Origin of the sequence: Prescottella equi (assembly GCF_020171745.1) — a bacterium.
Lineage (GTDB): Bacteria > Actinomycetota > Actinomycetes > Mycobacteriales > Mycobacteriaceae > Prescottella > Prescottella equi_A.
Genome location: NZ_JAIVAH010000018.1, coordinates 306,355 through 331,664, shown reverse-complemented (window position 1 = coordinate 331,664; position 25,310 = coordinate 306,355). Strand labels below are relative to the sequence as shown.

The window sequence follows — 25,310 nt, the reverse complement described above, 5'->3', positions numbered from 1 at the left end:
GTCGGCCGTGGAGACGGCCGTATCGATGCACATGAATGCCGGCAAGGAAGAGATTGAAATGAAGCGATCGTCACTGGTGCGGGTTTGCGCCATGTTCACCACGATGGCCGCCGCGACGATGCTGATGGCAGGCTGCGCGGGAGGTTCGGGATCGACGACCGACGCGTCGGACGTCACGACCGGTCTGGTCGGCAACCAGGCCGACGGGGGTGACCCGACGTCCGGCGGGACGCTGTCCTTCGCGACGTACAACGGTGTGAGCAGTCTCGACCCGGCCGATCGTCAGGACGGCGGCGCCACCGGCGGCAGCGAGATGGCCGCGATCTACGACCTGTTGATGCGCTACGACCCCGAGACCAAGGAATACGAGCCGCAACTGGCGCAGTCGTTGGAGGCTAACGGCGACAACACCGTCTGGACCCTGAAGCTGCGTCCGGGTGCGACGTTCAGCGACGGCACTGCGGTGGATGCGGCGGCGGTGCGGTGGAGCATCGGCCACTACCTCGACAAGAAGGCGACGCACTCGCAGGTGTGGAAGGCGACGGTCGCGGACACCCAGTCCCCGGACCCGTCGACGGTGGTCTTCACCCTGAAGCAGCCGTGGAACGAGTTCCCGATCATGTTCACGACCGGGCCGGGCATGATCGTGGCCCCGTCCTCGATGGCCACGGGTACGTTCACCCCGATCGGTGCCGGCCCGTTCGAGGTCGAGAAGTTCGCGTCGCAGGACGAGTTGGTTCTCGCTGCACGCCCGGACTACTGGGACGGTGAGCCGCACCTGGCCAAGCTCCGTTTCCCCGCGATCGTCAGCGAACAGGGTAAGCTCGACGCGCTGCACACCGGGGGCGTCCAGGCGGCCTACCTACGCAATGCCGAGGTGGTTCACACCGCGCTCGCGGCCGGCGACGTCGGCTACGTCTACACCGCCAGCATGGGTAGCCTCCAACTCCTGAACCAGCGTGAGGGTCGGGCAGCGTCCGACGAGCGCGTGCGTAAGGCTATCGTTGCGGCACAGGACCCGAACATCTTCAACCAGCGTGTCGAGGCAGGCTACGGAATGCCGGGCAGCGACATGTTCCAGGACTGGTCGCAGTGGCACGGCAGCGTCGCCGGAACCGGCTACGACCCGGAGGCCGCGAAGAAGTACCTCGCCGAGGCGAAGGCCGACGGCTACGACGGCAAGCTGACATACGTCAATCTGAATGAGCCTGGCGCACAACGCCGCTCCCTCGCCGCCCAGGCCATGCTGCAGGCGGTCGGTTTCACCGTCGACATCGCTCCCAAGGCGAGCGTCAATGATCTGGTCAAGTCGCTGTACGTCCAGCACGATTTCGATCTGGGCGAGTCGGCGTTCAATGTTCTCGACGAGTCCCCGTTCGTGCGCATGTTCGGCAACTTCGACAGCGAGTCGACGTCGAACGCTCTCGGCTACAAGAACCCGAAGATGGACGAGTTGCTCGGCAAGCTGCAGACCGCGCCGACCGATGACGAGCGTCGCAACGTTCTCGAGGACATCCAGACCGTCGTGAACGACACCGCACCGATGATGGTCATCAGCGCCGGCAAGTACTTCATCCCGTGGCGCGCGAACGCGCACGGGATCACCCCCAGCGCCGATGGCATCATGCTGTTCGGAAATGCCTGGCTCGCTTCCGATTCAGCGTCCTAGACGTACTGCCCAGGCAGGTTGGGCGAGAGATTGCGACGACACGCGATAGCTGGTCGTTGAACAGCGAGGGTCTCCTGTCGTGAAGTGGAAGTCGCCGAGACACCCACCGACCGACGGGAGACCTTCGTGGTCCACGCTGCCGCACCGCCTAAGTGGTAAGCCTGGACCGATCTGAGGTTCGAGCTGCAGCGACCGGATCGGACCAGACATCCACCGGAACAGATCCTCTGCTTCGTCCCGATTCATCAAGCAGTCTGCACGCGCGTTTGAAGAATCCCAGAGCTATCGATCGATCCAGGATCCTCATCGTCGGAATCCGTTCGGCGAGTTGTTGCTCGATCCTCTGAACGTCCTCGACCGACCGCACCCAGACAGAGTGCAGAAGATTGACCGAGCTACCGGTCAGCGCAACGCATGTGCGGGTTTCCGGCAACGCAATGAGCTTTCGTGAGACCGATTCCAACTCTGTAGTGGGAACAGAAGCCCACAGCCACGCCGAGACCGGCCACCCGGAGAGTGGTTGCGCCACCTCGCAGCGGAACACGACCGACCGGTTGACCCGTAGAGCCGCGAGACGACGGCGGACGGTACTCACGCTGTATCCGACTTCCTCGGCAAGCTCTGTGAGAGAGGTCCTCCCGTCTGCGCAGAGTATGCGGATCAGTTCCCGCTCGGATTCACTCAACGAGCGCGGCGAGCGGCTCGGTAATGCAAGTCCCGATCCCAACTGCGCACGCTGATCAGCGTCCAACGCGCGCACCTGCCAGTCGCCTCCCATTGCGAAGAACCGTGTCGCCAGGTGGGTACGTGTCGCTCGCACGCCTGCCAATGGGCCAACCGCGTCAACGAGAAGCCGTGACAACGCGGTCGGAGAGGAGACCCCAATCGCCACGAGGAGGTCATGACTACCGCTGATGCAGTCGACTGACATCACGTGCGGCCACGCTGACAGCGTGGTAGCTACCGAACGCACTTGTCCTGGCTCACAGTCGATCTCGATGAAGGCAGCCAGCTGGAGACCAGAGGCGTGCGCCGTGACCCAGGCCAGGCCCTCGTCCACCAGGCGTGACCAACGGCGGGCGACCGTGACCGGATCGACGCTCAGGGCCTTGCCGACTGTCGACCACGGAGCCCGCGGATCGAGTTGTAAGACGTTGATCAGCGCGAGGTCGAGCTCATCGACATCGCTTCTGCCTCCCCCACCACTCACCGAATGCTTCTCTACGTGCACGTCCCCATTCTGCATTTCACAAGCCGTGGACACCATGCGCGGGTACGAGCCACCTGGACAGGCAGGTACCCGGCAGCAGCCGCAGCGGGGTCGAGGCCAGGCCTGGATGAGGTTGGCGTGGAGATCGCCCTCACTGCGCCGGACACCCGACACCCGCATCGCCGCCAAGCCGTCTGCGACTTTGACGTTTTCCTGAGCGCAGGACTCCCCGTTGGCAAATTCCTTCAGATTCGCGGTTGCGCGAGTTGATGTCGCGAGGATGCACTAAGCCGGGTCTCCGGCGCCAGCACAACCGGAGGAGCCTCTCGTGCCGATACTCGACGAAGCCCGTGAACTGCAAGGCGACCTGGTTCAACTTATGGGCGTCTGAGGATCCTCGCGGGGAGGTCAATCGCCCCTCCCCATCGCACTGGATCTGGGTGTAGACAACCCGGCCATGCGGTTTCCGCCGAACACCCACGCTTTGCTGGGAGCCACCGAGGGAGCTCCCAATCGGGATCGCGGTGCGATTCCCGCATTTTCTAGGAGCTATCATGACCATCGTCTCGGAAATGCCTGCCCGAGATCTACCGTCGTCGATGGTTGAACGAATAAGTTTGATACTCGACACATTTGATTCGTACTCAGACCGGATCGCACTGGATGAGGTTGCACGCAGGTCGCGTCTGCCACGATCAACAGCGCATCGCATTCTGGTCGCGATGGCCAAGCTCAACTGGCTCGACCATACGGCAGAGGGCTACAAGCTGGGTCGACGGCTCCTGGAAGCCGACCTCAATGACAGCCGGCTCGGAATTCGGGCCGCCGCCGCCTCCCCGCTGCACGAACTACACATGCAAACCAGGATGGTCGCGCATCTGTCCATTTTGGACGGTCATGAGATGATCTACCTCGACAAAATCGGCGGACCAATAGCTAATACCGTTCCGACGCGAGTCGGGGGCCGTAAGCCTGCCCACTCCACAGCAGCAGGCAAAGCCGTCCTCTCGTGCCTCGCTCCCGAACAGGTCGAGGCCATCTTCGGTCAGCACCTTCGCCGAGTGTCGGCAAATACCATTGACTCGATCCATATGCTGCATCTGGAACTGAATCGGATCCGACATCGCGGCGGGCTGGCATTCGATCAAGAAGAGACAGCTCCCGGTGTCTTCTGCCTCGGCGCAGCCATCTGCAGTCCCGCAGGCCCCATCGCCGCGCTGTCCCTCAGCGGCTCCCTGGAAGGTGCAACCCTTCGCCGCTTCGCCCATCCGGTGATGGCCGCAGCGCTAGAGATCAAACGAAACCTGTACCCAGGAATCGAGTACACCCGACGCGCTAGGTACTTGGGCTAGGCGAGGTCCTCTGTGCTGCTCCACGACGAAAGGAAGTATCAATGTCGGATGAGGTTCTCCTCGAACGGCGTGACCGGGTCCTGGTGATCACGATCAACCGCCCGGAGGCGCGCAACGCGATCAACGGTGCGGTGAGCCGTGGCCTGGCCGCGGCCGTCGACGAGCTGGACGAGGACGACGGGCTCTCGCTCGCGATCCTCACCGGGGCCGGCGGGAACTTCTGCGCGGGAATGGATCTCAAAGCATTCATGGCGGGCGAGAACATGGCGGTGCCCGGCAAGGGGCTGGGATTCACGGAGGCGCCACCGCGGAAGCCGACGATCGCGGCGGTCGAGGGATACGCGCTCGCCGGCGGCACCGAACTCGTCCTCGCCACGGACCTGGTCGTCGCGTCGCGCGAGGCAAAGTTCGGGATCCCCGAGGTCAAACGGGGGCTGGCGGCGGGAGCGGGCGGGCTGCTGCGCCTGCCGCGGCGGATTCCCTACCAGAAGGCGATGGAGTACGCGCTGACCGGCGACCCGTTCACCGCGCAGGAAGCCGCCGCGTACGGGTTCGTCAACACCCTGACCGAGCCGGGCGGTGCGCTCGCGGGCGCGCTCGACCTCGCCGCCCGCATCACCGCGAACGGCCCTCTCGCCGTGGCCAAGACGAAGGAAGTGATCGTGCGTTCGGGGAAGTGGACCGACGACGAGGCCTTCGCGCGTCAGCTCGAGGTGATCGCGCCGGTGTTCGTCTCCGAGGACGCGCGCGAGGGTGCCACCGCCTTCGCGGAGAAGCGCGCACCGGTGTGGAAAGGCCGTTGACGCCGGCTGACATCATCTGGCGCCCACTCCACCGAGTTGCGGCGCTTCGCCCGGGACCGAGTCACAGGAGTGGCACCCCGTTGGCGATCGACTGCGCAGCCAGGTGACGACGCGAGTCTGGCAGGGGCGCAACGTCACCCGGATTCCACGGCGGCCGACCAGCGGACGGTGCCGGGCCACGGCGGCGACTGGGAGCGCAGCTGGTCGCAACGTCGACGTAAACCGCACGCGGACAAGCAATCCACAGAACGAGACAGGAAGACATGGCCGACATCACACCCGTCACGATGGGGGATATGACAGTGACCCCCACAGTCGCGGACCAGCTCCACTGGTTGCGCGACGTCGACACGCACGGTATCCGGTTCGAGGACTCGTACATTTCATGGACGGACCATGTTCGCGGAATGTACGACCGTGCCTCGTTGCTCGATGAGCTTCTCGATGCAGGACGTCCCCGGCACTTCGGCGTACTGTTCGAAAACATTCCGGAGTTCTCGTCGCTCCTGGGAGCGGCCGCATTCTCAGGCAGCGTGCTCGCCGGCCTCAACACCACCCGGCGCGGCGCCGCGCTCGCCCGGGACATCGCGCTGGCCGACTGCCAGATCGTCTTCACCGAAAACACCCAGGCGCATCTGCTCGACGGGCTCGACCTCGGAGGTGTGCGCGTCGTCAATGTCGATTCCCCCGCGTGGGCCGAACTGCTGGCGCCCCACCGGGGGAGCGCTGCGATCGCTCCCGCCGCCGCCCTCGACGACCTGTTGATGCTCATATTCACGTCCGGCACCAGCGGCGACCCGAAGGCTGTGCGATGCACGCACCGCAAGTTCACCGAACCCGGCGTCATGTTGGCCGATCGGTACGGCCTCACCACGGACGATGTCGTGTACATGGCAATGCCGATGTTCCACTCGAACGCAATGATGGCGGCGTGGGCGGTGGCGCTGCACGGACGGTGCCGGATCGCACTGCGACGCAAGTTCTCTGCGTCGGGCTTCCTGCCCGATGTGCGCCGCTTCGGCGTCACCTATTCCAACTACGTGGGCAAGCCCTTGTCGTTCATCCTGGCCACTCCGGAGCAGCCCGACGACGCCGACAACACGCTGCGCGTCATGTACGGCAACGAGGGATCGGCGCCGGTCACCCGCGAGTTCTCTCGCCGCTTCGGCACCCGCGTGGTCGACGGGTTCGGTTCGACGGAGGGCGGAGTGTCCATCTCCGCGCATCCCGACGCGCCGACCGGTGCCCTGGGTCTGCTTCCTGTGAACGTCGAGATCCGCGATCCGGACACCGGGACAGTCTGTCCTCCTGCGGAGTTCGATGCACAGGGTCGAATCCTCAACGCCGAGGCGGCAACCGGAGAGATGGTCAACGTTGCGGGTGCCGGCGCGTTCGCGGGGTACTACAAGAACCCGACGGCCGACGCGGAGCGGCTCCGGGACGGCATGTACTGGAGCGGCGACCAGGCATACCGCGACACCGATGGCTTCGTGTACTTCGCGGGCCGCAGCTCCGGCTGGCTGCGGGTGGACGGCGAGAACCTCGGTGCCGCACCGATCGAACGCATCCTGCTGCGCTACCCCGGCTTCGCGCAGGTGTCGGTTTACGGAGTCCCGGACCGCGAGGTCGGTGACCGGGTGATGGCGGCCGTCATCCCGACCGGCGACATCGAGGACTTCGACCCGTCGACGTTCGCGCGATTCCTCGACGAGCAGCCCGATCTCGGCCCGAAGCAACGGCCGACGCTGGTGCGCGTGTGCTCGGAGTTCCCGCGGACCGCCACGTTCAAGGTCGTGACGCGCACGCTCAGCGCCGAACGCTGGCACTGCGGCGACCCGGTGTGGCTGCGTGAGCGCGGCGACGACGAGTTCCGGCTGCTCACACCGGAGCTCGCGACCACTCTGGAACGACAGAAGGCCGGCATCTGACGACCGATAGCGCCCGGGACGCGTCGACTGCGACGGATGGGAGAGTCAGGTACCCGAGTTGGCGCAGATGCCGGAATCCGTGCAGGGAGCGGGAGCTTGCCACAGCGCTTCGGGCGTACGGGTTCCCGGCGCGTAGCGAGGCGCTCGGCCGGATGATCCGGCCGAGCGCCCGTGCACGAGCGGGAGATCAGGTGTCCGACGACGCCTTCTCCGGTTCGGTCGGCAACGAGCCCTCACCCTTGCCGGGATGCACGACGCCGAGTTCGAGCCCGCCGTTCGCGGACACCCGGACGATGTCCTCGGGTTCGAGTTCGCCGGACAGCAGCAGCCCGGCGAGCCGGTTGTCGAGCTCCTTCTGAATGGTCCGGCGCAGCGGCCGCGCGCCGAACTCCGGCTCGTAGCCCTTGTCGGCCAGCCAGTCGACGGCCTCCTCGGTGATGTCGAGCTCGACGTTCTGCGCGTGCAGCTGTCGGCGGGTGCCGTCGAGGATGAGCTCGATGATCTGCCGCAGCTCCGTCTGGTCGAGCCGGTGGAAGACGATGGTCTCGTCGATCCGGTTGAGGAACTCGGGCCGGAAGTGCGACCGCAGCCGCTCCATCAGCGTCGGCACCAGGTCCTCGACGTCCTCGCCCTTCGCCCCGAGGATCAGGTCGGAGCCGATGTTGCTGGTGAGGATCACGATGGTGTTCTTGAAGTCGACGGTGCGGCCCTGCGCGTCGGTGACCCGGCCGTCGTCGAGCAGTTGCAGCAGCACGTTGAACACGTCCGGGTGCGCCTTCTCGACCTCGTCGAACAGCACCACCGAGTACGGCTGGCGGCGCACCTTGTCGGTGAGCTGACCGGCCTCCTCGTAGCCGACGTACCCGGGCGGAGCGCCGACGAGACGGGAGACGGTGTGCTTCTCCTGGAACTCGCTCATGTCGAACCGGATCATCCGGTTCTCGTCGCCGAACACGGCCTCCGCCAACGCCTTCGCGGTCTCGGTCTTGCCGACACCGGTGGGCCCGAGGAACAGGAACGAGCCGATGGGGCGGTTCGGGTCGGACAGACCGGCCCGGGAGCGGCGCACCGCCTCGGCCACGGCGGTGACCGCCTCGTCCTGCCCGATCACCCGGGAGTGCAGGACGTCCTCGAGCTTCATGAGCCGCTCGCGTTCCTCGGACGTCAAGTCCGCCACCGGGATTCCGGTCTGTCGCGACACGACGTGCGCGATGTCCTCGACGGTCACCTCCGGGGTGCTCTCCTCCGCCGCCTCGCCGAGGCGTTCCTCCGCCTCGGTGATCTGCCGCTTGATGGCGTTGGCGCGCTCGTAGTCCTCCTGCCCGACGGCGGAATCCTTCTCGCGCTTGAGTCGGGCGATCTCCTCCTCCGCGGCGCGGGTGTCGCGGTCGGGGGTGCGGGTCCGCAGCCGCACGCGCGCCCCGGCCTGGTCGACGAGGTCGATCGCCTTGTCCGGCATGAACCGGTCGGTGATGTACCGGTCGGACAGTTCGGCGGCCGCGACGAGCGCCTCGTCGGTGTAGTGCACCTGGTGGTGCGCCTCGTAGCTGTCGACGAGGCCGCGCAGGATCTCGATGGTGTCGTCCACCGACGGCTCCGCGATCAGCACGGGCTGGAAGCGCCGTTCGAGCGCGGCGTCCTTCTCGATGTGCTTGCGGTACTCGTCGATCGTGGTGGCGCCGATCGCGTGCAGTTCGCCGCGGGCCAGGGCCGGCTTGAGCAGGTTGCCGGCGTCCATCGCGCCCTCGCCGCCGGCCCCGGCACCGACGATGGTGTGCAACTCGTCGATGAACAGCACCAGTTCGTCGGAGTGCGCCTTGACCTCGTCGAGGATCTTCGTCAGTCGCTCCTCGAACTCGCCGCGGTACTTGGTGCCCGCGACCAGCGATCCGACGTCGAGCGCGACGACCCGCCGGTCGGTGAGCGTCGACGGCACGTCGCCGTTGACGATGCGCTGCGCGAGACCCTCCACGATCGCGGTCTTGCCGACACCCGGATCGCCGATGAGGACCGGATTGTTCTTGCGGCGGCGGGACAGGATCTCGATGGTCTGCTCCACCTCGTTGGCGCGGCCCACCACCGGGTCGACGTTGCCGGCGCGCGCCTCGGCGGTGAGGTCGCGGCCGTACTCGTCGAGCGTCGGCGTGGAACTCGGCGGCGCCGACGACTTCTCGCCCTCGATGGTGGCGCCGAGCAGGGCCTTGCCGGCGGGGCTCTCCGAGTTCGCGGCGATGCCGATGAGGATGTGCTCGGGGCCGATGTAGCTGAGGCCCGACTCGCTGGCCTGCTGCTGCGCGGTCCGCAACGCCAGCTTCGCGGCCGGACTCAGGCTCGGGGCGCCCGGTGTCGTCTTGGGGGTGCCGTGCTTGTCCAGGTGCGCGGCCATCTTCGAGGCCAACTCGTCCGGATCCAGATTGATGTTGCTGAGCACGCCGCGCGTCGGATCGTTCTGCGCTGCCGCGTACAGCAGGTGCTCCGGGGTGATCTCGCTGTTCCCCCACTCGCTCGCCGCGTCGCGGGCGGTGGCGATCAGTCGGCGGGCGTCGTCGTTGAGCAGCCTTCCCAGATCGACGCGTTGCACCGGGGGCTGGGACGACAGTCCCGACCCGAAGAACCTCGCGAAAATGTCGTCGAAGGGGCTGTCCATACGTCCCCAACCTTCGGTCATGTCCTATCCTCCAAATCTCTGCACACAGCTATCTGGTTCGGACTCGTCCGCACTCTCTCGGGTGGACTCACCTTCAACCTTGCGGCCACCGTGGGGGAATGTAAAGAGTCTTCGTACCCAGTCGCCGGCGCCGCCGTCGACGACGATCGAAAGGGTTTGTGCCGCATGGCGACAGTCGACACGCCTGCCGAACGAGCGTCCAGGATCCGAAATCCGCGACTGCTCCGTGACGCGCAGGCCGGGGCGCTGGTCGAGGCGTTCGTCGTCATCGGGATCCTGACGATCCTCGTGACGCGGGCGTATCTGCACGCGACGGGGTACCCGCAGATCGGCGGCGCGACGCTGCACATCGCGCACGCGCTGTGGGGCGGGCTCGCCATGGTCATCGCGCTCGTGGTGGTGTTCTCGTTCCTCGGCGCCCTGCCGCGGATGGTCGCGGTGGTGGCCGGCGGCATCGGTTTCGGCCTGTTCCTCGACGAGGTCGGCAAGTTCGTCACCAAGACCAACGACTACTTCTTCCAACCGTCGGTCGCGATCATGTACGTCGTCGTGGTGGCGCTGCTGCTGGTCAATCGGTGGATCCACGACGCCCGGACACAGACCACTGCGGAAGACCTCGCCAACGCCGTCGGCGCCGCCGCCGACGGACTGGTCCACGGCCTCACCCCGCAGCGCCTCGCGAGGGCGCGCCGGCAGTTGCGCCGGGCCGCCGCGGCGGGCGTCGACCCCGGGACGATCGCCGGCGTCGAGGACCTGCTGTCGCGGTGCGCGCCGCGCCGGACCGGACGCCTCGACGTCGTCGGCACCTGGCTGCGTGTGCACCTGTCGCGCGTGTTCGACGGCCCCCGCGCGGTGTGGGTCGCGGCGGTCGCCCTCGCCCTGTTCTCCACCGCCGGCGTGGTCAACGCGATCGTCACGCTCGCCGAGGATCTCGAGGGTGGCACCGGCACCGACATCACCACGATGGGCCAGATGTGTGGATCGGCTGTCGCGTTCGTGCTGTGCTGGGTCGCGATCGCCAGACTGCGCGGCGGGCGGATTTGGCCGGTGCGGATGCTCCGGATCGCGGCGCTCGTGACGATCCTGCTGACCGAGGTCTTCAACTTCGTCGCCGAGGAGTTCGGTGCGCTCATCAACGTCGCGGTCGGACTGAGCGCGCTGGTGGTGTTCTCGCGCCGCATCTCGGTGCTCGAACGCGAACAGGTCGAATTGTCCGAATGACGACGCGGGCGAACCAATCTCACCCGCCGTCCACGCCTGGACGGCCTTCGTCGCCTAACGTAGAGACCGTGAGCAATCCGAGCACCGCGACGCGCTGGCCTGCCGTTCTGACGTGGCGTGCCCACGCCGCGCCCCGAATGGAGTCCGTGCGGGTACAGGTGAGCGGAAACCGGATCAAGGCGACGGGCCGCATCGTCGGCGGTGCGTGCCCCGAACATCCCGCGTTCAGCGCGTCCTACGACCTGGTCACCGACGAGAACGGCGTCACCCGCCGGCTGTCGCTGCACACCGCTCTCGCCACGGGGGAGCGGCACATGTCGATCAGCCGCGACGAGGAGGGCGTCTGGATGGTCGAGACCGGCACCACGCACCTGCGGTCCGGGTTCGCCGGCGCCAAGGACGTCGACGTCGTGCTGAGCCCGTTCTTCAACACCCTGCCGATCCGCCGCTTCGGCCTGCAGCACGAGTCCGAGGACATGCAGGTGCCTGTCGTGTACGTCAACCTGCCCGACCTCGCGGTGCAGGAGGCGTCCCTGACCTACAGCAGCGGCGCGGACGGCATCCACGTGCTCTCGCCGGTGTCGTCGTCGTCCATCAAGGTCGACGAGGACGGCTTCGTGCTCGATTACCCGGGACTGGCCGAACGGATCTGACGGGTCACTCCTCGAGTTCCCGGAACGGGTCGGCGTCCGTTCGTGCCCTCTGCGGCGGCATCACACCCTAATTGCCGGGATCGCACACCTTTTCGAGGTCGAACGGGTGTGTGACGCCGGCAAAAGGGGTGTGATGTGGCGGCCGGTCGACCCGGACCCTCAGCCCACGGCCAGCGCGCAGGCCAGCGCCGCGGACTCCGCCGGATGCGACCCGTGCCCGCCCGCGGTGCTCGGCAGGCCGATCACCTGGATGCCGATTGGATCGCCTTCCACGCCCGGGGCCGGCACCGAGATCGCCGGGATACCGAGCGCGTTGAACGGGATGCACATGCGCAGCAGCGGGGTTCGGGCCACCGCAGCATCCGACGAGCGCGCCTGATCCTGGGTGACCGCGCGCAGGGGAGTGGTCGCGGTGATCAGCGCGTCCAGCCCCAGGTCGCCGCGCAGCCGGGAAAGCGCTTGGCGGCGAAGGCGTTCGACGGTGCGGGCGGCGTGCAGATATTCGACGGCGGGGCGATCCTTCTGGGCGTCCAGCAGCGCGGCGGTGGCCGGTTGATACCGCTCGGGTGCGTGCTCGAACCACTGCCGGTGCGTCTCGTACGCCTCCGAACCGGTGATGATCGGGTACGCCGCGAGGAACTGCTCGGTCTCGGGGAGTTCGACATCGAGCACCTCGGCGCCCGCGTCGGACAGCGCCCGGCAGGCCGCATCGACGGCGGCCGCGATCGCCGGATCGGCGACGTCCCAGTTGTCGCCGCGCAGCCGGCCCACCCGCAGCCCCGCGACCGGGGTGCGGACGTGCGCGATGCCGGGGAGCGCACCCCACGCGAGCGAGACGTCCAGCACGTCGGCGGCCAGCAGCCCGATGTGGTCGAACGTCGTCGACAGCGGGAACGCTCCCGACGTCGACAGTGTCCCGAAGCTGGGCTTCATCCCGACGACGCCGCACAACGACGCGGGAGTTCTTGTGCTGCAACCGGTGTCGGTGCCGAGCGCGAGCGGGACGATGCCCTTCGCGACCAGCGCCGCCGACCCCGACGACGATCCGCCGGGAATCAGGTTCGGGTGGTGCGGGTGCGCGGCCGGGCCGGACGCGTTGACCGCGCCGGTCGGGCCGTACGCGAACTCGTGCAGGTGCGCCTTGGCCACGACGATCGCGCCGGCCTCCCGCAGCCGGGCGACGATCCGGGCGTCGGCCGCGGCGGGCGGGGCGTCGGCGAGTACCGCGCTGCCGCAGCGCGTCGGCATCCCGGCCACGTCGATGTTGTCCTTCACCGCCACCGCGATCCCGTGCAGCGGTCCGATCCAGTTCCCGTCGGCCATCTCGGCGTCCGCGCGGGCGGCGGCCTCGAGCGCGGCGGTGTCGTTCCGGGCGGCGACCAGGTTCTCCCACGGCGTGCCGAGCAGTCCGTCGAGCGCGTCGAGCGTCGCGCGGACGTGCTCGACTGCGGTCATCTCCTTCTTGGCGAGCAACTGGGCGACGTCCCGCAGCGTCGGCGTGCTCACGGCCGCAGCACCCCGCCGCGGCGTCCGGCGTCGCGCATCCGCTCGAGCCAGTTCTCGGACCCGGGTTCGATGCCGGTGATGGTCCACCGCTCGCGGTCCTCGTAGCGGCGTCGGGCCTCGAAACCAGGTTCGACGAGCCCGGCGAGGGTGCCCTGCTCGGCCAGTTCGGCGCGGGCCCGGGTCAGCACGTCCAGGGTCTCGTCCAGCGCGGTGAGCAGCGCGTCCCGGTTGCCCTCGCACATCGCCCGCACCAGGCCCGGCGCGCTGCCGGCCACCCGGGTGCCGTCCCGGAACGATCCGGCCGCCAGCCCCAGCGCCAGATCGCCGCCGGCCGCGCCGGACAGCGCGAGCGCCTCGGCCAGCACGTGTGGCAGGTGCGAGATACGGGCGGCGGCGGCGTCGTGCTCGACGGACTCGGCGGGCACCACCACCGACCCGCAGTCCAGCGCCAGCCGCGCCACCTGCGACCACACCTGCGGGTCGACGCCGTCGTCGGCACTCACCACCCACACCGCGTCGCGGAACAGTTCGGCGCCGCCGGCCTCCCACCCGGACTCGCTGGTCCCGGCCATCGGATGCCCGCCCACGAACCGGTCCTGCAGTCCGTGCCGGGCGACGGCCGCGGCCACCTCGGCCTTGACGCTGACGACGTCGGTGATCGGGCAGTCGGGCGCGTGCTCGGCGACGGCCGCGAGCGTCGCGTCGACGGCCGGCATCGGCACCGCGACCACGATCAGCGCGTGCGCGGCCTGTGCCCGGCGCAGCACCGCGACAAGGTCGGTGTCGGCGTCGAAACCGTCGGCGCGGGCGGCGTCGACGGCGGGCGCGGACCGGTTCCAACCCCAGCCGGCGCGGCCCGCGGCGACCGCTGCGCGGAGCAGCGATCCACCGATCAAACCCAGGCCGAGAATGCAGACGGGGGGCGCGGAGACGGCATCAGACACCACATCAGGTTGGCACATTCGTCGCTGGACTTCTGTTACTGGCACCGCGCGGGCTACCGTTGCGCGCATGGGTGCACAGCGCGCGAACGACAACAGCGCCTCCGCAGGGTCGATGGAGGATCTGGACGGCTTCGGCATCGCCGTCGTCCGTGAGGAAGGCCGCTGGACGTGCACCGCTCTGACCGGTGGCGCGCTCACCAGTCTGCGGGTCGCGGAGAAGGAACTGCTCGAGCTCCGCAGCTCGGGTGCCGTGTTCGGTCTGCTCGACGTCGACGAGGAGTTCTTCGTCATCGTCCGCCCCGCGCCGGCTGGCACCCGTCTGCTCATCTCCGACGCGACCGCGGCCATCGACTACGACATCGCCGCCGACGTGCTCGATTCCCTCAACGTCGAGATCCCGGACATCGACCCGGACGAGCTCGACGACGTCGAGCCGTGGGAGGAGGGCGACCTCGGTCTGCTGTCCGACCTGGGCCTGCCCGACGCCGTGCTCGGGGTGATCCTCGCCGAGACCGATCTGTACCCGGACGAGCAGCTGGCGATGATCGCGCAGCGCTGCGGTTTCGAGTCCGAGCTGTCGGCGACGCTCGACAAGCTTCCCCGCTGACGCCGCCGGGTAGCGACGCGTGACCCTGCAGGACGACGAGCGGATGATCCGCGCCGCGCTCTCCGCGGCGGCCGCGGCATCGGACGCCGACGTACCCGTGGGCGCGGTCGTGTTCGACGCGGACGGCGTCGAACTGGCGCGTGCCGCGAATGCCCGTGAGGCCGCGGCCGACCCGACCGCGCACGCCGAGATCCTGGCCCTGCGCGCGGCGGCCCGCGTGCACGGCGACGGCTGGCGGCTCGAGGGCGCGACGCTCGCGGTGACGCTGGAACCGTGCACGATGTGCGCGGGCGCGCTGGTGCTCGCCCGCGTCAAGCGGGTGGTGTTCGGGGCGTGGGAGCCCAAGACCGGCGCGGTCGGTTCGCTGTGGGACGTGGTCCGCGACCGCCGCCTCACGCACCGCCCGGAGGTGCGCGGCGGGGTGCTCGAGCACGAGTGTGCAGCCATTCTCGAAAGTTTCTTTCAGGAGCAGCGCTGACGACCTGACCAGGGTCGATGCCGTCTGTGTGGGCCGCGCAGCCCGGAGTTCCCCGGCAGGATCGCGCGGATCGTGGTGTCGTGGAGGTAGGTGCTCGTGTGGCACCGGGACCGCAGGGTTCATTCACTGATTCACGGAGGTGACTCGTGGGAATCGCAGACAAGGCTCAGAACAAGGCGCAAGACCTCGGCGGCAAGGCCAAGGAGGCCGCCGGCAAGGCGACCGACGACGAGGACCTGAAGAACGAAGGCAAGGGCGACCAGGTCGAATCCGCGGTCAAGGATGCGGGCGAAAAGGTCAAGGACGCCGCCTCCACGATCAAGGACAAACTCACCGGAAAGTAGCCCTGACCAGCCGATTTCTTGCTGAACGCTGACTCCGGTACAGTTCTCGGCGGTGGCGTGTCCGAGCGGCCGAAGGTGCAGCACTCGAAATGCTGTGTACGGTAACCCCGTACCGAGGGTTCAAATCCCTCCGCCACCGCCAAAGAGCCTCCCATCTGCTTGCAGATGGGAGGCTTCTTTTGTCTCCGGAGGTGCGACACTCGAGAATCCGGATGCAAGGGGGAGTCATGGACGACGCCGAACCGTGGGCGCAGAAGTGGGAGCGGCTCGTGCGGGAGAGGCTGGATCTCATCTCGGCGTGTGCGGAGGCCGTGGCCGATCCGCTGGACGTGCTGGCCACGCTGATGCAGGCGGAGAACGCGGACGCCGCGCGTGCCGCGTTGAGCGAGAAGTACGGCTGGTCGCAAATTCAGGCGTCCGCGGTGATGGCCATGCAGTTCCGCCGTGTCACCGCCGACGATCGGCGGATGATCGTCGACGAGGTGTCCCAGTTGCGCCGGGAACTCGCGCAGGGTCCACCTGAACATCACGGCCCCTGATCGTTCCGCGGAGACGACGAGGCTCCCGACCATCGGAGGTGATGGTCGGGAGCCCGTCGCATTGGTCAGCTCAGGGCCGCGAACAGGTCGAGCTTGCTCAGCGAACCCTCCTCGGTGACGACGAAGTCGGCGAAGCTGCCGAACGCGAAGCTGAACAGGTCGAGCGCGGAGAGAGAACCCATGTTTACCCCTTGGACGAATGTGTTTGGACTGCAAGGAATGTCGAGTTCGAACGGATGACCATTCGAAACCGCGGCAGGTTGCGAGATGAAGCTAGCGGGCGCGACCGCCGGTTGTCGTGCCGAGACGCGGTGAAGGACCGGGTGATTCGGGCGTCTTGACATATCGGCCGATCGCGTCAACTTCACCCTTCGTGGCCGGATGTGATCCAGGCCACGAAATAGTCTCGGTGGCTGGGAGTGCTTCACGGCACCGAATGTGATCGGCGTTACTTTCCGGACCGAATTGCCGGTTTCGCGGGAGGAGTGTCATGTCAGGACGGGTAGCTGGGAAGGTCGCGTTCGTCACCGGCGCGGCGCGCGGTCAGGGGCGCAGTCACGCGCTCCGGCTGGCGGAGGAGGGCGCCGACATCATCGCCCTCGACATCGCGGACGGCATCGACACCGTCACCCCGTTGTATCCGCCCGCCACCGCCGAGGATCTCGCGGAGATGGTGCGCGGGGTCGAGGCGCTCGGGCGCCGGATCGTCGCCGAGAAGGCCGACGTCCGCGACTTCGACGCCGTGCGCGCGGTCGTCGACCGCGGTGTCGCGGAACTCGGACGCATCGACGTCGTGGTGGCCAACGCCGGCATCTTCATCAGCGGGGAACCCGCGCACCGGATCACCGAGGCCGAGTGGGACGACGTCCTCGACATCAACCTCAAGGGCGTCTGGCACACGTGCAAGGCCGCCATCCCGCACCTGATCGAGCAGGGTGACGGCGGATCGATCGTCATCACCAGTTCCACCGCTGGCATCAAGGGGTCACCCAAGACTGCCGCCTACGGGGCCAGCAAGCACGCCGTCGTCGGACTGATGCGCACCCTCGTCGGCGAACTCGGCGGGCATCGGATCCGGGTCAACACCGTCCACCCCGGCGCGACGGACACCGACATGATCATCAACGACCGCTGCTTCGGGCTGTTCCTCCCGGGCGTCGAACACCCGACCAAGGAGCAGGTGGCCCCGTTGTTCGCGGGCGCCAACGCGATCCCCGTCCCGTGGGTGGAACCGGTGGACGTCTCCCACGCCGTGTTGTTCCTCGCGTCCGAGGAGGCGCGGTACGTCACCGGCACCGAACTCAAGGTCGACGCCGGGTTCACCACCCGCTGAACGAGAAGGAAGCCCCATGACGACACAACTGGAATCCCCCTCGCTCGACGCCGACGCGGTCGCCGCGGTAGCGCAGCAGTGGCTGACCGGATTCGCGGACCTGCTCCGCGTCGGCGTCGGCCGCGAGGTGAGCCTGCACGCCGATCTGTGGTGGCGTGACCTGCTGGCCTTCAGTGGCGACCTGCGCAGCCTGCACGGCGTCGACCGGATCGGCGCGGTGCTCGACGTCGCTCGCACCCAACAGGTGCGCGACGAGCGGCTGGATCCGGCCGCCCCGCCGGTCCTGCTGCCAGGCCTTGCCGGCGCAGGCTCGATCCAACTGCTGTTCCGCTTCGACACCCGGCTCGGACACGTGCGCGGCGTCGCCCGGCTCGTCTGCGACGACGGCACCTGGCGGGCCCGAAACCTGCTCACCACCCTCGACTCGCTGGCCGGACGCGAACCGGCCGTCGGACCCCGTCGCCCGGAGGGCACCGAGATGCCGGCGGATCGCATCGAGTACTGGTCGGCGCGCCGCGACCGCGAACTCGACTGCCACGACGGCGATCCCGACGTCCTCGTGATCGGCGCCGGGCACTCGGGCCTCGCGCTGGCCGCGCAGTTGGGCGTGCTCGGCGTCCGGACCCTGCTGGTCGACCGGGCCGATCGGGTCGGCGACAACTGGCGCGGACGATACGACTCGCTGGTGCTGCACGACGCCGTCTGGTCCAACCACCTGCCGCTGCTTCCGTTCCCGTCGAACTGGCCGGTGTTCACACCCAAGGACAAGATGGGGGACTGGCTCGAGATCTACTCCCGAGCAATGGAACTCGACGTCTGGAATCGCACGGAGATCGTCGAGTCCACGTTCGACCCGGACACGCGGCGGTGGACCGTCGTCGTGGACCGCGACGGAACCCGACGCACGCTGCACCCGCAGCATCTGGTGCTGGCGACCGGGCTCAGCGGCACCGAACCGGTGATGCCCACGTTCACGGGCGCCGACGACTTCGCCGGGGAACTGCTGCACTCGAGCGGGTACCGGACCGAGCCCGCGCGACGCGGCACCCGCACCGTGGTGATCGGCACCGGCAACAGCGGCCACGACATCGCCCAGGATCTCCACGAATCCGGGGCGCAGGTCACGCTGATCCAGCGCGGCCCCACGCACGTGGTCAGCGGGCAGGCGCTGTCGGATCGGGGCCGGCTGCGCTACGGAGAGGAGACTTCGACCGAGGTCGCGGATCTGCTCGACGCCGCCACCGCCCGGCTGGATCCGCAGTTCGTGGCCGGGCTGCGGATGGGTGTGGGCATGATCGCCGAGCACGATCGTGAACTGTTGGACGGGCTCACCGCCCGCGGCTTCACGCACGACCTCGGCCCGGACGGGACCGGCGTGATGATGCTGTTCCTCACCCGCAACGGCGGCTACTACATCGACGTGGGTGCCTCGCCGATGATCGTGGACGGCCGGATCGGGTTGGTCTCCGGGACGATCGATCACCTGGACGCGGACGGGCTGGTGATGGCCGACGGCACCCGCGTCCCGGCCGACACGATCGTGTGCGCCACCGGTTTCCGCGGCGTCCTGGACACCGCGCGGCGGGTGCTCGGCGATGCGGTCGCCGACGCCTGCGGGCCCGTGTGGGGTCTCGACGACGAGGGCGAGCTGCGTTCGGTGTGGCGACGTTCCGGCCACGACCGGTTCTGGATCCACGGCGGCAACTTCATGCTGGTCCGCAACTACAGCAAGTACCTGGCGCTGCAGATCCAGGCCGACCTGGCCGGCGTCGAACTGCCGGAACTGCCCGCGCTGGACTGACGGCACCGGCTCCCGTCGAATCCCTCCCCGCGGGAATGGGGTTCGGCGGGAGTCGTGTTTGATCGAGGGTCGACGAGACCGAAAGTGGGAGGACGTTCGATGGCAGGCAAGCAGGTACCCCTGGATCTGGCGACGGCACGGCGTGTGGCGGACACGGCGATCGCGGCGGCCCGCCAGGGCGGCAACCGGGTGAGCGTCGCCGTCGTGGACACGCGTGGTCACGACCTGCTGGTGGTCCGCGACGACGGTGCCGCGTGGTTCACCGCCGGGGTGGCGCGCGCCAAGGCCGCCACCTCCGCGCTGATCGGCATCCCCACCACCGCCTACTCGGGACTCGCCGACGCGCACCCCGCGCTCGTCGAGCTGATCGACGGCCAGGCCGCGCAGTCCCTGACGACGCTGCCCGGCGGGCTGCCCGTCGTCGTCGACGGCGAGGTCGTGGGCGGGATCGGCGTCAGCGGCGCCCAGCCGGACGAGGACGTCGCCTACGCGAAGGCGGGGCTGGCCGCCGACTGATCGCGCTGCCGGATCCCGGTTCTCAGCGTCCGGTCGCACCGTCGATCAGCTCGCGGAGGATGTCGGCGTGACCGGCGTGCCGGCCGGTCTCCTCGATCATGTGGGTCAGGGCCCAGCGGACACTCGGTGCGCGATCGTTGTCCCGCGGGCGCGGGACCGGCGCACCGAGATCGGTGCATTCGTCCAGCACAGTGTTCGACTCCCGGACGGCGTCGCGGTAACGGGCGGCCACGTCGGCCACCGTGGCCGACTTCGGCGCGTGAAAGGTCGCCTTCCAGTTGGTGACTCGCTCGCCGAGGAAGAGCGAACGCTCGACGCAAGTCAGATGGTTCAGCAGACCCAGCAGGTTCGTGCCCGACGGCACCCCGGCGGTCCGGACCTGTGGTTCGGGTGCGTCCTCGACCTTGGCGACCAGGGAAGCCCGGAGATAGTCGAGGAAGGCGCGCAGGGTCTCGGACTCGCTGTTCCCGGCGCGCGGAGGTGGGGTGTCGGCGCGGCGCACGACGCGTGAGGTCGGCATGGTGGTCTCCTTCGTCGTTGACTCGGACGCCCCAGTCTTGCCGTGCACCCGGTGATTCGGCACGCGAACTTGCGGTTCTGGCAAGGCGACCTGATCGGATGGACCCCGCAGCGGAGGACGTACTCGGCACGGTCGGGCCCCGACAGCGCCGACGGCGGTGCGGTCGAGCTCCTCATCCTGTTCGGCGTGCACGGCGTGCGGGCGCACGTCCACTCCGTCTGAGGTGGCGTGCCGGACACGGCAGCAGCCGCGCAGGGTCGGCCCGGTCCCGTTAGCCTGAGAGAACGCGCGCGGCGCACACGATGGACGTGAGGGGCGTGGGTCGAGATGTCCGAATTTCCCGCAGCGGTGCTGTTCGACATCGACGGCACGCTCGTCGACTCGAATTACCTGCATGCTGACGCGTGGCACCGCGCGTTCACCGACGCGGGCCTGACCGTGCCCACGTGGCGGATCCACCGCGCCATCGGAATGGACGGCTCGAGTCTGATCCGCGGCGTGTGTCCCGGGATCGACGATGACACCGCCGATCGTGTCGACGAAGGGCACTCGCGTTTCTACAAGAACGCCGCGGATCAGTTGCGGCTGCTGCCCGGTGCACGGGAGATCCTCGCGCAACTGCACGAAAGCGGCCTGCGAGTGGTGTTGGCGACGTCCGCGCCCGCCGACGAGTTGGCCATCCTCCGTCGACTGCTCGACAGCGAATCCGTGCTGTACGCGGTCACGAGCGGCGAGGACGTCGAGACCGCGAAACCCGACCCCACGATCGTGCAGATCGCGCTGGAACGTGCCGGAACCGATGCGCGCAGGGCGGTTTTCGTGGGCGACAGCGTCTGGGACATGCGTGCATGCCGGGCTGTGGGACTGCCCACCGTCGGGGTCCTCAGCGGTGGGATCTCACGCGGGGAACTCGCCGAGGCGGGCGCCGACCACTGCTGCGACGACGTCGACGCGCTGCGCCACGAACTCGGTCGCAGTCCGCTGGCCGATCTGCTCTGACGGGCTTGCGGCGAGCGCCGGTCGGGAACGCCGATTTCGGTGGCATAGTGGGCCGGTGCCGAATCTGGACTTCTATGCAGCTGACGGCGACTGGCGGGCAGTGGTGGGGGCGGTCTTCGAGACAGGACTGTTCCGCGTCTTCGAGGCCGATTCCGAGCCCGGCGCGGACCTGAGGGAATTCTCGGCCGCCGCAGACGTCCCCGACTGTCGACAGGGGCGATCTCTCATGCTGCTCGTTTCGGGATCAGGTCCGGAGCCGCTGGCGAGCCGGATCGATCTGGAACCGGACGGCAGTGATGCCGCGGATTTCCGGTACACCTGCGAAGGCTGGGGGCTCATCCAGCTCGACTATGGCGGTCCGTGGCGAGGTGAGTTGCGTCGGAGTCGCACCAACCACAACACGGTCAAGCGTGCCGGTGCCTGGGCCGCAACGTATCCGGAACTGGGCGACCCCGCGGACTGGGACTGGTCGGCCGTGACGAAAGCCTCGAGCAGGCTCAACCGTGCAATCCGGCGGTTGGCCGTCGACACCATCGGTCCGCGTCCGGTGCTACCGCACGCGGCCGAATTGATGGCGCGCGGCGGACTGCGCCACGAATACGGTATGGGGATTCACGCCACCGAGGCCGGCGGCGGAGGCTGATCATCCCGACCTGCGGTTCAGAGGTCGGCCGGGTCCGATTGTGCTGCTTCGACGTCCACCTGTTGCGGAACAATCGCGGCCGGAAACACGAACTTGCGCATGGCCCACCAACGGAACACGGTCGCGAGGAGGGTTCCGATGATGGTGGCACTGACGAAGTCGGCGATGTTCTCCGTCATGTGCGACACGTGCGGTGTCTCGAAGCCGAAGGCATACCGGGACACCGCCAGTGGCAACTGGTTGATCGCCAGTCCGACACTCGCGACCACGAAGAACAGAGCGGCTTCGTGTCGTCGCTCCCGACCGCCGCGGGCGGTGAAGGCCCATTCCCGGTTGAGAACGTAGGAGAGCACGGTCGCGATCAGCACGGCCACGACGTTGGCGGTGACCGGCTTGCCCTCGAGGATGGTCCACTTCAGCCCGAAGAACAGCACCGACGTCGCGACGAACGCGATCGACCCCACCGTCAGGAACTTCACCAGTTCCGCGTTGCGCACGAACACCGACAACAGGCGGGCCGGGATCCGATCAGCGACTATCCGGGTCAGAAACACCTGGACAGGTTACCGACCGCTCGAGTGGTGGAAGTGCAGATCGCCACCTCGCCGAAGAAGACCGTGCCCCCGGACGGTTTCGCCGGGGGCACAGTCGGGATCGGGGCGTCAGTCCACCGGGTTCTGAACGGACGTGTTCAGTTCGAATCCGGCGGAACCGATCGAAAGCCCCAGGTTGAGCACGACGGCGAAGAGATCGTTGATGCTGATCATTCGAAACTCCCTGTTGTCCTCGATAATGAACCGAATGGGTGGTTTCACCCTAACGACCTTTCGGTCCGGTTACGCGGCGGGGAACATCGCTCCATCCGACGGCCCCCGAGATCGACAATTCCGGGCACCGGGCCGTGTGGTGGGATCTCGACGCCGGTCGGGCCCACGCGCGGACGCCGGAGCGTGAGGCCACGGTGTCGGCCGCGGCGACCGCGTGGCGGGAGGAGCGCCACGGAGAGGTGCCGGTGGGCGAATTCGTGTCGGAGCCCAAACCTGCGGATCCCGTCCACGACCTCGCCGAGCTGCGGCCGGGTGCGGCTGCCCGGGCCCGCGCCGAGGCCGCGGGTGACGCGGCGCCGGTGAAGACGTTCTTCGCCCGGCTGCTGGGGGTCCGCACCGAGGAACGGGCGTGGCGGATCGGCGCCGACGGCGAGGAGGCGGTCGCCGCCCGACTCGCCAAGGTGGTGCGCAAGGACCCGCGGTGGCGCGTGCTCCACGCGATTCCCGTCGGCGCCCGCGGCAGCGACATCGACCACCTCGTGGTGGGCCCCGGCGGCGTGTTCACCGTCAACGCCAAGCACCATCCGCGCGCGAACATCTGGGTGGCCGGCAACGCGTTCCTGGTGAACGGCACGAAACAGCCGTACATCCGGAACAGTCGTCATGAGGCGGCGCGGGCGGCGAGACTGCTCACCGCGGCGTGTGGGTTCGACGTCCCCGCCGTACCGGTGATCGTCACGGTGAATGCCCGGGCCGTCACCGTGAAGAGCCCGCCGGACGGGGTCCACGTCGTGCAGCGGATGCACTTCGCGCGCTGGCTCCTGCGGCGGGAGGATGTCCACCCGCCCGCGGCCGTCGAGGCCGTCTACGAAGCCGCGCGGCGGTCCACGACGTGGCAACCGTGATCCGCGTCGGATTGTGTGTGGGGTTGTCCCGTAGGCTTCCGATGCAGCTTGGTTGGTGAACCTCGGGAGTAACACGTGGCACAGAAGGTAATTGTCGAGCTCATCGATGATCTTGATGGTGAGCCCATCGACACCGGCGGCGAAACGATCGGCTTCGCGGTCAACGGCGTCGAGTACACCATCGACCTCAACGACAAGAACGCCACCGAGTTCCATCGCAAGTTGGACTACTACATCCGGCACGCTTCCAAGGTGGGCGGTCGCCAGAAGCCGCGCGCCGCAGCCACCCCTGCGACCGACGGTGCGAGCACCCAGGAGATCCGCGAGTGGGCGTCCCGCAACGGTTTCGCCGTCTCGACCCGCGGGCGCATCTCGCGTGAGATCGCCGAGGCGTTCGCGGCCGCGCACTGACCGATGACCACCGTCAGTGACAACGAGGCGGCGAACTCTGCCGCCGCGCCGCCCGATCCGCAGGAGATCGAGCCCCCGTCCGAGCCCGCTGTTGCGGAGGAAGCCGACGGCGGAGCCGATCAGGCGTCGGACTATTCGCACGGGGACCCGATCCGGGTGTTCCTGTACGACATCCCGAACGACGGCGGCGAGTGGACCGCCCGCTACGAGCAGGGGATCACGCGGATCCGCGCCAAGAAGGTGAGCCCCGGGGTCTACCTGGATCTGCTGCACCGGGTGTTCCCCAAGCACGAGGTGCTCGTCAAGGGCGAGCTGCTCAGCGTCAAGAGTCGGCCGCACCCCGACGACCCGAAGGTCCTCACCGAGGTCGCCCTGCTCGTGTACCTCGCGACCGAGGTGGCGCTGTTCAAGGCGTTCCTCGCCTGGGCCGGCGCCGATGTGGGGCCGATCCGGATCACGCCCGAGAAGCTCGACGACGTGGCCCGCAAGGTCCACAACGACGTCTACCGCATCCACCTGTTCAAGCAGCGTCTGGTGACCGCGGGGATCGAGGACCCGGCGGAGCTCGATGAGGACGTGTCCCGGCCGCTCGAGGTCATCAAGAGCGAGATCGACGCCATCCAGGACCTGCGGATCTCGGTCAAGCGCTATCGCGACCGGGTGGTCCAGGCCAAGCGCGAGCGCGTGGTGAAGGAGAGCCAGAACCTCGTCGGCAACATCGAGATGGCCACGTGGGACTCGGTGCAGCGCCGCGAGGAGATGGTCGTGATGCGCGAGTGGGTGGACAACCAGCAGCGCGTCCTGCCGATCGGTAAGGCCGTCAAGCTGACCTGAGCCTGACTTTTCGAACTGCGAACAGTGCCCCTCCCGGCCTCGGTCCGGAGGGGCACTTTCGTCGATCCGGGTGGCAGTGCGCTGGCGTGCTGCTGCCAACGAGCTGGCATCGCCCGCCGGGCTGCCCGCCGAAGCTGGCAACGCAGGAGGGCCGACGGGGCGGTCGTTCCGGCCCGTGGCCGGGCGCGCAGCGCGGGTCATGGGCGGTGAGCAGATTCGGACGGGGGAGCCGGCGGTCGGCGTCGGAACCTGGGGGCCGGATTCGGAGATGCTGTGAGCGTGCCTGGATTCGTTGAAATCCGCGATCGCATCGGTAGCGTTATTCGTGTGCGGCACAACGAATTACGTGAAGGTGTCGCGCCGGATCAGATCGAAGAATCAGGAGAACATCATGTGGAACGACCTCTTCCTCACCGCTACCGAGCACGGGCAGAACTTCGTCCAGAACTTTGCGCCGAGCGGTGGTTGGCAGCATGCGTTCGAGCCGATCCAGCAGATCTTCCAGGGTCACCACCAGGACGTCCTTCCGGCGCTGCCGGAGCCCGTCACGCCATCGACCGGATCGCTCGGCTTCGGTTCCTGAACCGTTCGAGGCTCTGCGTCGACGGCGGTGGCCGCTCCGGAGTCCCCTGGGCGGCCACCGCCGTGAGTGACGTAGT

General features: G+C 68.1%; 26 protein-coding genes and 1 tRNA gene. 21 read left to right on the top strand and 6 right to left on the bottom strand.

The annotated features are described in order from the left end of the window. Positions 1–58: 58 nt before the first annotated feature. Positions 59–1,669 (top strand): ABC transporter substrate-binding protein, encoded by a 1,611-nt coding sequence (locus tag LCL87_RS16420; protein ID WP_225021453.1) that lies wholly within the window; start codon positions 59–61, stop codon positions 1,667–1,669. Positions 1,670–1,817: 148 nt separating this feature from the next. Here LCL87_RS16420 and LCL87_RS16415 read toward each other — a convergent pair whose 3' ends face one another. After that, positions 1,818–2,900, bottom strand: a complete 1,083-nt coding sequence (locus LCL87_RS16415) for an Lrp/AsnC family transcriptional regulator (protein WP_225021451.1) — start codon at positions 2,898–2,900, stop codon at positions 1,818–1,820. Positions 2,901–3,433: 533 nt separating this feature from the next. Here LCL87_RS16415 and LCL87_RS16410 point away from each other — a divergent pair. The 3 genes from LCL87_RS16410 (at position 3,434) to LCL87_RS16400 (ending at position 6,962) form a co-directional block, all read left to right on the top strand. Continuing rightward, positions 3,434–4,231, top strand: coding sequence for an IclR family transcriptional regulator (locus LCL87_RS16410; protein WP_225021449.1), 798 nt, complete (start codon positions 3,434–3,436; stop codon positions 4,229–4,231). A gap of 41 nt (positions 4,232–4,272) precedes the next feature. After that, a complete protein-coding gene (locus tag LCL87_RS16405) occupies positions 4,273–5,034 on the top strand; it encodes a crotonase/enoyl-CoA hydratase family protein (RefSeq protein WP_225021447.1) in 762 nt (253 codons plus the stop codon). Between the two features lie 296 nt (positions 5,035–5,330). After that, the gene (locus LCL87_RS16400; RefSeq protein ID WP_225021445.1) at positions 5,331–6,962 is read left to right on the top strand and encodes a long-chain-fatty-acid--CoA ligase; all 1,632 of its coding nucleotides are present in this window, start codon (positions 5,331–5,333) and stop codon (positions 6,960–6,962) included. A 187-nt stretch (positions 6,963–7,149) separates the two neighbouring features. Here the strand turns inward: LCL87_RS16400 and LCL87_RS16395 are convergent, their stop codons facing one another. Beyond that, a complete protein-coding gene (locus LCL87_RS16395; RefSeq protein ID WP_225021443.1) occupies positions 7,150–9,630 on the bottom strand; it encodes an ATP-dependent Clp protease ATP-binding subunit in 2,481 nt (826 codons plus the stop codon). A 165-nt stretch (positions 9,631–9,795) separates the two neighbouring features. On the opposite strand from LCL87_RS16395, the gene LCL87_RS16390 reads away from it, so the two are divergent. Together LCL87_RS16390 and LCL87_RS16385 are read left to right on the top strand one after the other, a co-directional pair. Beyond that, positions 9,796–10,851, top strand: a complete 1,056-nt coding sequence (locus LCL87_RS16390) for a hypothetical protein (RefSeq protein WP_225021442.1) — start codon at positions 9,796–9,798, stop codon at positions 10,849–10,851. Between the two features lie 68 nt (positions 10,852–10,919). Next, positions 10,920–11,504: a putative glycolipid-binding domain-containing protein gene (locus LCL87_RS16385; protein ID WP_225021440.1), complete on the top strand. Its 585-nt coding sequence runs from the start codon at positions 10,920–10,922 to the stop codon at positions 11,502–11,504. A 159-nt stretch (positions 11,505–11,663) separates the two neighbouring features. Here the strand turns inward: LCL87_RS16385 and LCL87_RS16380 are convergent, their stop codons facing one another. Beyond that, complete coding sequence (locus tag LCL87_RS16380) at positions 11,664–13,010, bottom strand: amidase (RefSeq protein WP_225021438.1); 1,347 nt, start codon at positions 13,008–13,010, stop codon at positions 11,664–11,666. After that, complete coding sequence (locus tag LCL87_RS16375) at positions 13,007–13,972, bottom strand: prephenate dehydrogenase (protein WP_225021430.1); 966 nt, start codon at positions 13,970–13,972, stop codon at positions 13,007–13,009. The genes LCL87_RS16380 and LCL87_RS16375 overlap by 4 nt, the downstream gene beginning before the upstream one ends. Before the next feature lie 49 nt (positions 13,973–14,021). On the opposite strand from LCL87_RS16375, the gene LCL87_RS16370 reads away from it, so the two are divergent. The 8 genes from LCL87_RS16370 (at position 14,022) to LCL87_RS16335 (ending at position 19,572) form a co-directional block, all read left to right on the top strand. Further along, positions 14,022–14,561, top strand: a complete 540-nt coding sequence (locus LCL87_RS16370; protein WP_225021428.1) for a tRNA adenosine deaminase-associated protein — start codon at positions 14,022–14,024, stop codon at positions 14,559–14,561. Positions 14,562–14,580: 19 nt separating this feature from the next. After that, on the top strand, positions 14,581–15,039 hold the full coding sequence (locus tag LCL87_RS16365) for a nucleoside deaminase (RefSeq protein WP_225021426.1): 459 nt from the start codon (positions 14,581–14,583) through the stop codon (positions 15,037–15,039). Between the two features lie 146 nt (positions 15,040–15,185). After that, complete coding sequence (locus tag LCL87_RS16360) at positions 15,186–15,383, top strand: CsbD family protein (protein WP_225021425.1); 198 nt, start codon at positions 15,186–15,188, stop codon at positions 15,381–15,383. Between the two features lie 51 nt (positions 15,384–15,434). Next, positions 15,435–15,525: transfer RNA gene (locus LCL87_RS16355), tRNA-Ser, on the top strand. 85 nt (positions 15,526–15,610) lie between these two features. Then, positions 15,611–15,922, top strand: coding sequence for a DNA gyrase subunit A family protein (locus LCL87_RS16350; protein ID WP_225021423.1), 312 nt, complete (start codon positions 15,611–15,613; stop codon positions 15,920–15,922). A gap of 490 nt (positions 15,923–16,412) precedes the next feature. After that, positions 16,413–17,255 (top strand): mycofactocin-coupled SDR family oxidoreductase, encoded by an 843-nt coding sequence (locus LCL87_RS16345; protein ID WP_225021421.1) that lies wholly within the window; start codon positions 16,413–16,415, stop codon positions 17,253–17,255. A 16-nt stretch (positions 17,256–17,271) separates the two neighbouring features. Beyond that, a complete protein-coding gene (locus LCL87_RS16340; RefSeq protein ID WP_225021419.1) occupies positions 17,272–19,056 on the top strand; it encodes a flavin-containing monooxygenase in 1,785 nt (594 codons plus the stop codon). A 99-nt stretch (positions 19,057–19,155) separates the two neighbouring features. Further along, positions 19,156–19,572 (top strand): heme-binding protein, encoded by a 417-nt coding sequence (locus LCL87_RS16335; RefSeq protein ID WP_225021417.1) that lies wholly within the window; start codon positions 19,156–19,158, stop codon positions 19,570–19,572. A 22-nt stretch (positions 19,573–19,594) separates the two neighbouring features. Here LCL87_RS16335 and LCL87_RS16330 read toward each other — a convergent pair whose 3' ends face one another. Beyond that, a complete protein-coding gene (locus LCL87_RS16330) occupies positions 19,595–20,092 on the bottom strand; it encodes a DinB family protein (protein WP_225021415.1) in 498 nt (165 codons plus the stop codon). Positions 20,093–20,143: 51 nt separating this feature from the next. Here LCL87_RS16330 and LCL87_RS16325 point away from each other — a divergent pair, with 51 nt between their 5' ends. From LCL87_RS16325 to LCL87_RS16315, 3 genes are all read left to right on the top strand, one after another. Then, positions 20,144–20,314: a hypothetical protein gene (locus LCL87_RS16325; RefSeq protein WP_225021413.1), complete on the top strand. Its 171-nt coding sequence runs from the start codon at positions 20,144–20,146 to the stop codon at positions 20,312–20,314. A gap of 105 nt (positions 20,315–20,419) precedes the next feature. Beyond that, on the top strand, positions 20,420–21,091 hold the full coding sequence (locus LCL87_RS16320) for an HAD family hydrolase (RefSeq protein ID WP_225021411.1): 672 nt from the start codon (positions 20,420–20,422) through the stop codon (positions 21,089–21,091). 55 nt (positions 21,092–21,146) lie between these two features. Further along, a complete protein-coding gene (locus LCL87_RS16315) occupies positions 21,147–21,734 on the top strand; it encodes a hypothetical protein (RefSeq protein ID WP_225021409.1) in 588 nt (195 codons plus the stop codon). 17 nt (positions 21,735–21,751) lie between these two features. Here the strand turns inward: LCL87_RS16315 and LCL87_RS16310 are convergent, their stop codons facing one another. Next, positions 21,752–22,288 carry a GtrA family protein gene (locus LCL87_RS16310; RefSeq protein ID WP_225021407.1) on the bottom strand — a complete coding sequence of 179 codons (537 nt, stop codon included), beginning with the start codon at positions 22,286–22,288 and terminating at the stop codon, positions 21,752–21,754. Positions 22,289–22,635: 347 nt separating this feature from the next. Between LCL87_RS16310 and LCL87_RS16305 the strand changes: the two genes are divergently transcribed. From LCL87_RS16305 to LCL87_RS16290, 4 genes are all read left to right on the top strand, one after another. After that, on the top strand, positions 22,636–23,406 hold the full coding sequence (locus LCL87_RS16305) for a nuclease-related domain-containing protein (RefSeq protein ID WP_225021405.1): 771 nt from the start codon (positions 22,636–22,638) through the stop codon (positions 23,404–23,406). Between the two features lie 75 nt (positions 23,407–23,481). Next, complete coding sequence (locus tag LCL87_RS16300; RefSeq protein WP_225021403.1) at positions 23,482–23,817, top strand: histone-like nucleoid-structuring protein Lsr2; 336 nt, start codon at positions 23,482–23,484, stop codon at positions 23,815–23,817. A 3-nt stretch (positions 23,818–23,820) separates the two neighbouring features. Further along, positions 23,821–24,651, top strand: a complete 831-nt coding sequence (locus LCL87_RS16295; protein WP_225021401.1) for a hypothetical protein — start codon at positions 23,821–23,823, stop codon at positions 24,649–24,651. A 391-nt stretch (positions 24,652–25,042) separates the two neighbouring features. Then, the gene (locus tag LCL87_RS16290) at positions 25,043–25,234 is read left to right on the top strand and encodes a hypothetical protein (protein ID WP_225021400.1); all 192 of its coding nucleotides are present in this window, start codon (positions 25,043–25,045) and stop codon (positions 25,232–25,234) included. Positions 25,235–25,310 lie beyond the last annotated feature (76 nt).

Coding starts and splice junctions, on each gene's coding strand:
- LCL87_RS16420 (WP_225021453.1), top strand. CDS start 59: ATGAAGCGATCGTCACTGGTGCGGGTTTGCGCCATGTTCACCACGATG.
- LCL87_RS16410 (WP_225021449.1), top strand. CDS start 3,434: ATGACCATCGTCTCGGAAATGCCTGCCCGAGATCTACCGTCGTCGATG.
- LCL87_RS16405 (WP_225021447.1), top strand. CDS start 4,273: ATGTCGGATGAGGTTCTCCTCGAACGGCGTGACCGGGTCCTGGTGATC.
- LCL87_RS16400 (WP_225021445.1), top strand. CDS start 5,331: ATGACAGTGACCCCCACAGTCGCGGACCAGCTCCACTGGTTGCGCGAC.
- LCL87_RS16395 (WP_225021443.1), bottom strand. CDS start 9,630: ATGACCGAAGGTTGGGGACGTATGGACAGCCCCTTCGACGACATTTTC.
- LCL87_RS16390 (WP_225021442.1), top strand. CDS start 9,796: ATGGCGACAGTCGACACGCCTGCCGAACGAGCGTCCAGGATCCGAAAT.
- LCL87_RS16375 (WP_225021430.1), bottom strand. CDS start 13,972: ATGTGCCAACCTGATGTGGTGTCTGATGCCGTCTCCGCGCCCCCCGTC.
- LCL87_RS16370 (WP_225021428.1), top strand. CDS start 14,022: ATGGGTGCACAGCGCGCGAACGACAACAGCGCCTCCGCAGGGTCGATG.
- LCL87_RS16350 (WP_225021423.1), top strand. CDS start 15,611: ATGGACGACGCCGAACCGTGGGCGCAGAAGTGGGAGCGGCTCGTGCGG.
- LCL87_RS16345 (WP_225021421.1), top strand. CDS start 16,413: ATGTCAGGACGGGTAGCTGGGAAGGTCGCGTTCGTCACCGGCGCGGCG.
- LCL87_RS16340 (WP_225021419.1), top strand. CDS start 17,272: ATGACGACACAACTGGAATCCCCCTCGCTCGACGCCGACGCGGTCGCC.
- LCL87_RS16335 (WP_225021417.1), top strand. CDS start 19,156: ATGGCAGGCAAGCAGGTACCCCTGGATCTGGCGACGGCACGGCGTGTG.
- LCL87_RS16330 (WP_225021415.1), bottom strand. CDS start 20,092: ATGCCGACCTCACGCGTCGTGCGCCGCGCCGACACCCCACCTCCGCGC.
- LCL87_RS16320 (WP_225021411.1), top strand. CDS start 20,420: ATGTCCGAATTTCCCGCAGCGGTGCTGTTCGACATCGACGGCACGCTC.
- LCL87_RS16295 (WP_225021401.1), top strand. CDS start 23,821: ATGACCACCGTCAGTGACAACGAGGCGGCGAACTCTGCCGCCGCGCCG.
- LCL87_RS16290 (WP_225021400.1), top strand. CDS start 25,043: ATGTGGAACGACCTCTTCCTCACCGCTACCGAGCACGGGCAGAACTTC.